Origin of the sequence: Accumulibacter sp. (genome assembly GCF_023806565.1) — a bacterium.
Classification (GTDB): Bacteria; Pseudomonadota; Gammaproteobacteria; order Burkholderiales; family Rhodocyclaceae; genus Accumulibacter.
The window spans coordinates 56,401-66,032 of sequence record NZ_JAMTDV010000127.1; the positions used below are offsets into that span (position 1 = coordinate 56,401).

The following is a 9,632-nucleotide window of genomic DNA, read 5'->3' on the forward strand; positions in this document are numbered from 1 at the left end:
CCCGCAGGCCGCCTATTCCGCTATTGCCGAGCAACGATCAGTCGCGTTCGCCGCTGAACGCCATCAGCAGGTTCAACAGGCTGACGAAGACATTGTAGATGTCGAGATACACCGCCAGCGTCGCCGAAATGTAGTTGTCCTCGCCGCCATTGACGATCCGGCTGATGTCGAAGAGGATGTAGGCGGAGAAGATCATCACCGCGATCGCCGAAATGGTCAGCGACAGGGCCGGAATCTGGAAGAAGATGTTGGCCAGAGCCGCCAGCAGCACGACGATCATGCCGACGAACAGGAACTTGCCGAGAAAGCTGAAATCACGCTTGGTGACCGTCGCCACGCCGGCCAGCGAGAAGAAGATGACGCCGGTGCCGCCCGCCGCCATCGCGATCAGCGAAGCGCCGTTGGCGAAACCCAGCGCCACCTGCAGGATGCGCGAGAGCATCAGGCCCATGAAGAAGGTGAAGCCGAGCAGCAACAGCACGCCGACGCCGCTGTCCTTGGTGCGCTCGATCCCCCACATGAAACCGAAAGCGATGCCCAGGAAAAGCAGGAAGGACATCAACGGGCTGCCCGCGAACAGCGAAAACTGCATCTGCACGCCGACGAAAGCGCCCAGGACCGTCGGAATCATGGTCAGCGCGAGCAACAGGAAGGTATTGCGCAGAACCCGGTTCTGCTGCAGCGCAAGCTCGCTACTCGCTGATCCGGTCATCTGATATTGGGGTTGCATGGTGTTCCTCCATTGAATTGATCTGCAATGCGCGCGTAAGACTAGCCAAATCATGAGAAAGTTTCAATCCCGGCGTTGCCGCCCGGCGCTGCCGCGACAGGTGCCATGCCGCCGCCTTGGCGCCTCGATCGCCGTGCTATCATTGCCGCCGCCGAAGGGCAGAAGGCCTGCATGGCCGGATCTCCGGCCTTTTCGGACACGCACAGGAAGCGTGGCAGAGTGGTCGATTGCACCGGTCTTGAAAACCGGCGACGGGCAACCGTCCGTGAGTTCGAATCTCACCGCTTCCGCCAATAAAAACAATGACTTAGAGTAGTTCAATGGGCACGCGAAGAGCTTGTAAAAAGTGATGAAAAGCCCCGCTAGTCGGGGCTTTCTTCTTGGTGGCGAATTTGTACCCCGTAAGCACACCATAAGCGGCGCGCCTCGACGCCGGTCGCAGGAGACCTTGAATATCAGCAAGGCATCCTCATATCCCATTGATTGAACTGGGGATCGGGGGGAGCGTATGGCCTTGCAGGGAGAGATGCGGCTTGTCATTTGGGATGTTCAGCACGGCGCTTGTGCCATGGTGCAGCATATCCTTGGCCAGTACGCCGGCCGTCTTGCGATGATTGATTCTGGCTCAGCCGACGACTGGCGCCCCAGCACCTACATCACAAAAGCCCTTGGCAGGAACAGGCTCGACTACCTGTTCATCACCAATGCCGACCAAGACCATATGAGCGATCTGCAAGGGCTGTGGAATGTAGGCATCTACACCCCTGTACTCTTCCGAAACACCAGCTACACGGGCGAGCAGATGCGCCAAATCAAGCGCCAAAGCGGGCCGCTGAGTGCTGATGCTGAGCGGTATGTCTCTGCGTGCTCCACGTTCTCCTTGCCTGTTGATGAACCCTTCGACCTGCACATGGGGGGCATCACGGCGACCACATTCTGGAACCCGTACCCGACCTTCACCGATACGAACAACCTCAGTCTGGTTGTCTTCATCAAGTACGCCAACTTCAAGATCCTGTTCCCCGGTGATCTGGAGAAGGCAGGTTGGCAAGCGTTGCTGCAACGCGCGGATTTCCGAGCCGAGCTTGCAGGCACTGATATTCTGGTCGCCTCTCACCATGGGCGCGAAAGCGGTTATTGCGCCGACATCTTCAACTACTTCACGCCAAGCGCTGTGGTCATCTCTGACAAGCCCATTGAGCATGAGACGCAGAAGACTGTGCCGGACTATCGCAAAGTCGTGCGCGATCAAGGCGTCCGAGTCAGTACCACTATGAAGGATCGGCATGTGCTGACCACTCGGCGCGATGGCTGGATTCAATTCACCGTCGATAACGACAGCTACACCATTACGACGGAGTACAAGGGATGAAGAGTAACGGCGAACGTTCCCTGAAGTCGCTCAACATGAAGTGGCTCGTCTTGCTGGCCGTCGCTGACGTGCTTGCCGTGCTGTTCTTTGTCGCCCCGGAACTCGTCAAGGGTGCATCACTCACGCAGATAGGCATCGGGCGCGTATTGACCACAACGGTGATGCCGGTGATCGTTCTGCTCGTTATCAACGTGCTGCCGCACAATGTTAAATCGGTGCTTGTCTATTGGAAGCCGCTCGGCGTGCTGCCCGGAACCGAGGCATTCACGAAGTACGGCCCAGTTGATCCGCGTATCGACATGGCTGCATTGAAGAAGAACGTCGGCACGCTACCCACTGATCCGACCGAGCAGAATTCCAAGTGGTACAAGCTCTATAAGCAAGTTGCGAACGAACCCGAAGTAGCCGAGGCGCACAAGCAGTTCCTGATGTACCGCGATATGGCGGCCATGTCGCTGGCGCTGGTCGTCCTCGTGCCTGCGGCGCTGCTCGTCGTAGGCGCGCTGTCTCCTGCGCCGTGGCTAGCGGCAGGGCTGTTCGTCTTTCAGTACCTCGTGACCGCGCTCAGTGCCCGGTGGAGTGGTATCCGGTTCGTGTGCAATGTCCTCGCCATTCACTCCGCCCGCAAGATCACGGCGCCAAAGGCGAGCGCTGCCAAGCAACTGCCCACCTAGCCGACCCGCTTGTTACGCAGGGCTTATGCGCAGCGCCCCCGAACCGACCTGACCATAAGGACAGCAATCGGTTAGCGGGCAAGCCCGAATAACTCCGTGTTTCCTGTTCCTTGCCCACTGGCATGCGCGCCGCTATAGGCTACTTGCCGTGCTCGCCAGTACCCTAGCGGCGGCGGTGTGGTGATCGTCGCCCCAGCCGCCTGTCGCGCCCGACCTGAAACTGGCGCAAACCTGACGACGTGAAACCGGATCTTCTTCGTAGTTTTCTTGAACCGGAAATATTCGAATTGGTTTCTTCTTCGCGGTTGGGCGTGTTCTTCGGTTTTCTTCGGGGATCGTGTAGTAGCCGGTGCGGTGACTTGGCGAAAGACACGACATGGGACGAGAGGAGAAGCGCAGATGTCTGAACTGCGGCGAAGCATTCCGCCCGGAGCCGCGTAACGTGCGGCACCAGCGGTACTGTGGCCTGGCGCCGTGCAAGGCGGCGAGCAAGCGGGCGAGTCAAGCCAAATGGCTGGCGAAGCCGGAGAACCTGGATTACCACCGTGGGCCGGAAGCAGTCGCCCGAGTACAGGCCTGGCGGGCCGCCCATCCCGGCTACAGCCGGCGCCGGAAAGTGGCGGTGGCACCGGAAGGCATTCCGCCGGGGACCACGGCGACGACGTTCATCGAAGCCGAACAAGAGCCCGTGCCGACAGCGGCAGCGGTCACGCCGCAGATCTCTTGTAACGCGCAGGGCACACCGTTACAAGATCTCTTGGACGCCCAACCCATTGTTCTGGTAGGACTGATCGCGCATATCTGGGGGAGTGCGTTACAAGAAGACATCGCCGCGGCCCTGTCCCGCTTGCTACAACTCGGGCTCGACATCCGAGGAGGCCATCATGAGCATTGCCAAGCGGGTTCTGCGCCCGGAACGCCTGCGTCAGGTGCCGGCGCATTTCAGCTGGCTCGATCACCGCCTGGTGCGCGAGCACTACCTTGAGAAGGCGGATGTCAGCGCCTGGGCGCTCTATCTGTTTCTCGTCACCGTCGCCGACGCCCACGGCTTGAGCTACTACGCCGACGCCAGCCTGTCGCGGCGCCTCGGACTCGATCCGCGCCGACTGGCCCGGGCGCGCAGCGATCTCATCGGGCTCGACCTGATCGCCTACGACCCGCCGCTCTACCAGGTCCTGAGCCTGTCCGCTGCGCCTTTGCCGGTGGCCGCTCGCCTCGCGCAATTGCACGCTCTCCTCGGGCGGCGCCCATGATCGACTACGCCACCTGGTGCGCCATTCGCGACGGCGCCGAGAACCACCTCAGCGCCGATCAACTGGCTGGGGCGCTGAACCTCGACGTCAAGACCGTCCGCCGCTGGATCGGCCGACCCTATGCACAGCGGCAGGCAGCCAAACGGGGCAGCAAGCTTGATCCGTTCAAGGGGCGCATCGTGCGCTGGCTGGAAACCTACCCGCTGACCGCGCAGCAGGTCTTTCAGCGCCTCGCCGACGAGGGCTACGGCGGCGGTATCAGCATCGTCAAGGACTACGTCCGGATCATTCGTCCGCGGCCGCGCGAAGCCTTCCTGACACTGGCCTTCGCCCCCGGCGAAGTCGCCCAGGTCGACTGGGGCGAGTTCGGCAGCATCGCCGTCGGCGACACCCGTCGCCGCCTCTCCTTCTTCGTCATGGTGCTGGCCTGGAGCCGCATGAGGTACGTCGAGTTCACGCTGTCGCAGACCATGGAGCAATTCCTGGCGGCGCACGTCCATGCCTTCCACGCCTTGGGCGTTCCGCGCAAGGTGATGGTCGACAACCTGCGCTGCGCCGTGCTCCGGCATCCCCGCGGCGAGCGCGCCGAGTTCAACCCGCGCTATCTCGACTTCGCCCGTCACTATGGGTTCGAGATCGTCGCCTGCGCCGTCGCGAAAGGCAACGCGAAGGGTCGGGTCGAACGCGGCGTCGGCTACGTCAAGGGCAACTTCCTGAGGGGGCTCGCGCTGCCGGACTTTGCCGCCCTGAATCCAGCGATCAAGGTCTGGCTGGAGTCGGTGGCCAACATCCGCCTGCACCGGGAAACGCAGCGCCGGCCGGTCGATCTGTGGCAGGAGGAGCGCGCCCATCTGCAACCGGTCAATCCGCGCCCCTTCGATGTCGGCCGGGTGCTCACCTTGCGCGCCAACCGGCAGTTCCGGGTGAGCTTCGAGAGCAACCGCTATTCGCTGCCGGCGCGCTTCGCCGGCCGTCCGGTGACCGTCAAGGTCTATCCGGACCGTCTTTGCGTCTACGATGGCGAGACGTTGATCGCGCGCCACGGTCGCTCGTTCGACCGGCACCGTGACCTCGAGGATCCGGATCATGCGAAGGCACTGGTGGCCCAGCGCCGCCATGCCCGTGACGCCCATGTCCTCAAACGCTTCCTGACGCTGTCGCCGCTGGCGGCGAAGTACCACGCCGGCCTCACCGAGCGCCGCGGCAATGCCTTGGCGCATGTGCGCAAGATCGTCGCGCTGGCCGAGATCCACGGCGATGCGCCGGTCGTGCGGGCGATCACCGATGCGCTGGCTTTCGAGGCCTTCAGCAGCGAGTACGTCGCGCATCTGATCGAGGCCCGCGAGCGGAAATTGCCCGAGGCGAGTCCGCTGGTGTTGATGCGCCGCCAGGATGTGCTGGATCTGGAATTGCCGCCGGCCGATCTGTCGGCCTATGCAAATGGGACGGGAGACGACGATGGCCATGACTGAAGGTCTGCTGCAGACGCATCTGAAGCGCTTGCAGTTGCCGTATTTCGCCGAGCACCACGCGGCCTTGATGGCGCAGGCGGGGCGCGAGTCGTGGTCGCACGGCCGAGTGCTCGAGCGCCTGGTCGAGGGCGAGGTCGCCCGCCGCGATGCGGCCTTGATCGAGCGCCGGGTGAAGGCGGCCCGCCTGCCGGGGATCAAGACGCTCGACGGCTTCGATTGGAGTTGGCCAAAGAAGATCAACCGGGCGCTGCTGCAGCAGGTGTTTCGGCTGGACTTCCTGCCGCAGCACGGCAATGTGATCCTGCTCGGCGGCGTCGGTGTCGGCAAGACGCACCTGGCGATCGCCCTGGCCCATACCGCTTGCCTCCAGGGCAAGACGACGCTCTTCACCAGTGCCGTCGATAACGTCAACGCGCTGGCCGCCGCTCAGGCCACCGGCGGCATCAAGCGCGAGATGGCCCGGCTGCTCAAGCCTTCGCTGCTCGTCGTCGACGAACTCGGCTACCTGCCCATCGACAAGTTCGGCGCCGATGTGCTCTTCCAGGGGATCAGCCAGCGTTATGAGCGCGGCTCGACGGTGATCACCACCAACCGTGCCTTCAAGCACTGGCCGGAGATCTTCCACAACGACAGCACGCTGACTTCGGCATTGCTCGACCGCTTGCTCCATCACGCCGAGTCCATCGTCATCGAGGGCCCCAGCTACCGCATGCGCGATCAGTCCGACGCCTTAACTTCTTCTCGCCAGGAGCCGCCGGCTTCCTGCTTCGCAGCGCCGGCCGCTTGTGTCTCGCCCGCTCACCGTCCCTCGATGCACAATACCCAATCAACATCCAGTTTCAAGCCGTCAGATCCGCAACAGTTTCTGGCCGGCGCGGACAACAACTTGCAAGCAATTTCCGGGCAACGCGATTTTGGCCACCGCTCTTTGCTCTTAGCCCGCCGTGCCAGCCCGAACCCGCTTCTCTCTGAACCGCCGCCGCCCCGTGCGCGACCGCCTGCGCACGGTCCGCGCTCTCGGCTGCGCCGTCAGCTTGCCGTCGGGCATGGTCAGGGTCGGAGCCACCGACCCAAGGCCGCGCCGGAGCTGCGCACCCGCGTTACCGCGTCGCGGGCGAAAACCCCGGCAGCGGCTACACCCCTGGCTCGCCGCAGCCCACGGGGATTCCCTTCGATCACAACCTGCAATTTTCTGGTCTTGCCGACGCCCGAAGATGGTTCGCGCCCGGTTCGCTCCTGCTGCCAAGCGTCGTTCGCCGAATGTGGCAAGGCCGTGGCGCGGCTTATTGCGCGACGGCGTGGTGAGTGCGCGACACAGTAGCGACCGCGCGGGGCTTGCGGGTTGTGCAAGCGCCGTGACGGAGCGATCAGAGGGTCAGGTGCGACGCCAAAGGTTTCGTTGCTGCCAGTCGGCGGGAAATCCCAGCCGGTCCGCGCGCACCTTCGGATGCTCGGTGAGCAGTGCGGCCAATCGCTCGCCCCAATGGGTATCGGGCGAGACGACTTTCAACAGCACTTCGATCATCACGGCCTGCGCGTAGAAGCGGATCGGGTCGGCAAGTTCGGCGGCATACTGGTTGGCGACAATCGGCTTGATCGTATAGGCGCGATTCCACAACCGCTGATGATGCGCGGCCAGGTTCCGCAAGTAGGTGATGGCGTGCAGCCATGACGCCAGCACGCTGCCATCAAGACCGAAGGTTTTGCCGATCGGCTTTTGATGATCGCGCAACAGGTTCTTGAACACCTGCGACACGGTGCCGAACGACAGCACTTCGAACACCATCCACGACGGCGGCAAGGCCGGATCGCTGTATTTGTCGTAGTAATGCTGGATGAAAGTTTGCCGTACCAGCGCTTTGGCCGGGTCGTCGCCAATGTCTTTCTTGAGCACATCGAGAAACTTGTCGTGACGGTACTTCGGCACGAACAGGGTGGCATCCATGTACCAATGCGCGCCGTGGCGCTCGCTCATCGACTGCGACAGCACGGCACGAAAGGCAACTTCGATTCGCTCCAGGGCATCCATGACAGCGAGGCGCAGCTTGCGGTCGAACACGTAAAGGTCGAGCACGTCGTCGAAACCCACACCATCAAGAAAGCGGTGCGAGCCGTCGGCGTTGTAATTGATCTGGAAAGGCAGGGAGTAACCCGACAAGCGGTAGTAGCCGATGAATCGCAGATAATGTTTGGCGCGCGCCTCGTCGGAAATGACCATCCCACGGCTACGCAGTAGCGCCAGTTGAGCGTCGAGATCCGTGGCGGGTTTAGTGAATTTCATAGGCAATAAAAAACCCGCCGGGGTGCGCTTGCATGCAGAGGCGTGGCGGGTGTTGTTGGGAGGAGTATAGAGCGGCGAAGTTCCGAGATCAATACCAAGGCATACCAAAGCGTACCAAAGGTGTCCCGGCCAGTCTCAATTCGTCGCAACGCATTGCGCGGCGCGGCGAATCGGCGTGAGCGTCGCATCGGTCGGCACCGTCGCGCAATATGCGGCCCATTCAGCCATCAATGCGGCACGTTTGGTGAACTGCGCACCCCTCTGACACGCACGCTCGACTGCATCCGGCAACTGGTGCGCCAGCGCGTGCTCGGCGACTTCGCGCAGGTAGTTGGTCGTCTCCGCCGCCCACATCCGGAAGGTACTGCGGAAACCGTGTACGGTCACACCGTCGCCGTTGGCATCCACCCACACCGGCTTGTCATCGCCGTTCATGCGACGGATCACGGCAGTCAGCGACATATCCGACAGCGGTTGCCCCTTCATGCCGGCAAAGACGGTCTCGCCATCCCTTGGCATCGACTCCAGCAACGCCAACGCGGCATCGCTCAAAGGAACCTCATGCTCGCGCCGCGCCTTCATGCGCTCGGAGGGTATCGTCCACACCTTGCCCGCGAGATCGAACTCGGCCCATCGCGCGCCGCGCACCTCTCCCGATCGGGACGCCGTCAGAATGCAGAACTCCACCGCTCGCGCCGATACCCCCTCTCGTGCGCGCAGGGCCGCCATGAAGGCAGCGATGCGCTGCCACGGCAGCGACGGATGGTTGCGCGTGCGACTGGACCTGCTGATGGTGGCCAGCAGGTTCTCCAGATGCCCTTTCCAGCGGGCAGGGTTTTCGCCGCTGCGGTAACCACTCGTGGTCGCCCAGTCCAGCACGGACTCGATACGGCCGCGCAGACGACTGGCCGTTTCGGTCTTGCTTTCCCAGATGGGTGCAAGGCACTTCACGACCAGACCCGTGTCGACATCGGCTACCGGCAGATCGCCGAGCACCGGGCTGGCGTACGTCTTGACGGTGTTGGTCCATTGGTCCGCGTGCTTCGCGTTCTTCCACCCTGCCTTGTGCTTCTGGATGTACGCCGCGGCACACTGATTGAAAGTCCTCATCTTGGCAGTTGTCAGCGCGTCGGCGATCTGCTTCTTGGCGACCAAAGGATTGATGCCGTCGACAAGCAACTTTCGTGCGTCAAGCGCCTTCTGCCGCGCCTCAGCCAGACTCACGGTAGGTGTCGGTCCGAGCCCCATTCCGTACGGCTTGCCGGCCACCATGTAGCGAAACAGCCACGACTTGGCGCCCGTGGCGGTGATCTGGAGTGTCAAACCGCCACCGTCGCCATGGAGCCCAGGCTTGCTGAGCTTGCCGACCTGCAGTGCAGAAAGTCGTTGCTGTTGGCGTGCCATGCCATCCGTTTGACTATCGCAATGACTATCAAAATCTATCAGGATTTGACGGGATTGTATGGGACTATCTTGGCTGCAGGGATCGTGTATAGCTCTGTTTTATATGCCAACCAATGGACAACGCCGGATCGCTTCGGATTGCTATCAGGCGGATACCGATCCGCCATACACAGGAGCGGCTCCGCATTGGCGCCGTTTCCAATGGCATCGAATGCCGCTTGCGCGGTCGGCAGAACCGCCTCGCCGAGCGTTCGCTGGACCATCCGTGTGACCTGTTTTTCCGATCCGATCACTCGTTGGGTCCGCACCGGATGCCGCCGCTCCGAAAAAGTGCGCCTCGCCCGAATCCGATGCACAATCCCATCCACCATGCGAACCGTTGCGGTCAGCACTCGCCGACAGAGAGTGGCCAGCATCGGGCGTGTTATCTTCCGGGGAAAGTTCAC

At 62.2% G+C, this 9,632-nt stretch carries 9 protein-coding genes and 1 tRNA gene; 6 read left to right on the forward strand and 4 right to left on the reverse strand.

The window, feature by feature from the left end; genetic code table 11:
- Positions 1 to 37 precede the first annotated feature (37 nt).
- A complete protein-coding gene (locus NFV80_RS15150) occupies positions 38 to 730 on the reverse strand; it encodes a Bax inhibitor-1/YccA family protein (protein WP_295331591.1) in 693 nt (230 codons plus the stop codon).
- Positions 731 to 935: 205 nt separating this feature from the next.
- On the opposite strand from NFV80_RS15150, the gene NFV80_RS15155 reads away from it, so the two are divergent.
- From NFV80_RS15155 to istB, 6 genes are all read left to right on the forward strand, one after another.
- Positions 936 to 1,023: transfer RNA gene (locus NFV80_RS15155), tRNA-Ser, on the forward strand.
- A 233-nt stretch (positions 1,024 to 1,256) separates the two neighbouring features.
- Positions 1,257 to 2,102: an MBL fold metallo-hydrolase gene (locus tag NFV80_RS15160; RefSeq protein WP_295327500.1), complete on the forward strand. Its 846-nt coding sequence runs from the start codon at positions 1,257 to 1,259 to the stop codon at positions 2,100 to 2,102.
- Entirely contained in the window at positions 2,099 to 2,776 is a 678-nt protein-coding gene (locus NFV80_RS15165) for a hypothetical protein (RefSeq protein WP_295327498.1), read from the forward strand. Before NFV80_RS15160 ends, NFV80_RS15165 begins: the two co-directional genes overlap by 4 nt.
- 884 nt (positions 2,777 to 3,660) lie before the next feature.
- Entirely contained in the window at positions 3,661 to 4,029 is a 369-nt protein-coding gene (locus NFV80_RS15170; RefSeq protein WP_295327496.1) for a hypothetical protein, read from the forward strand.
- The gene (gene istA, locus NFV80_RS15175) at positions 4,026 to 5,501 is read left to right on the forward strand and encodes an IS21 family transposase (RefSeq protein WP_295327494.1); all 1,476 of its coding nucleotides are present in this window, start codon (positions 4,026 to 4,028) and stop codon (positions 5,499 to 5,501) included. Before NFV80_RS15170 ends, istA begins: the two co-directional genes overlap by 4 nt.
- Positions 5,488 to 6,822 carry an IS21-like element helper ATPase IstB gene (gene istB / locus NFV80_RS15180; protein ID WP_296759206.1) on the forward strand — a complete coding sequence of 445 codons (1,335 nt, stop codon included), beginning with the start codon at positions 5,488 to 5,490 and terminating at the stop codon, positions 6,820 to 6,822. The genes istA and istB overlap by 14 nt, the downstream gene beginning before the upstream one ends.
- Positions 6,823 to 6,876: 54 nt before the next feature.
- On the opposite strand, the gene NFV80_RS15185 is transcribed toward istB, so the two are convergent.
- From NFV80_RS15185 to NFV80_RS15195, 3 genes are all read right to left on the reverse strand, one after another.
- Positions 6,877 to 7,890, reverse strand: a complete 1,014-nt coding sequence (locus NFV80_RS15185; protein WP_295325016.1) for an Abi family protein — start codon at positions 7,888 to 7,890, stop codon at positions 6,877 to 6,879.
- Between the two features lie 27 nt (positions 7,891 to 7,917).
- Positions 7,918 to 9,186 (reverse strand): integrase arm-type DNA-binding domain-containing protein, encoded by a 1,269-nt coding sequence (locus NFV80_RS15190; protein ID WP_296759209.1) that lies wholly within the window; start codon positions 9,184 to 9,186, stop codon positions 7,918 to 7,920.
- A 38-nt stretch (positions 9,187 to 9,224) separates the two neighbouring features.
- Positions 9,225 to 9,632, reverse strand: a 408-nt coding sequence (locus NFV80_RS15195; RefSeq protein ID WP_296759211.1) for a hypothetical protein, incomplete at its 5' end; no start/stop codon positions are given.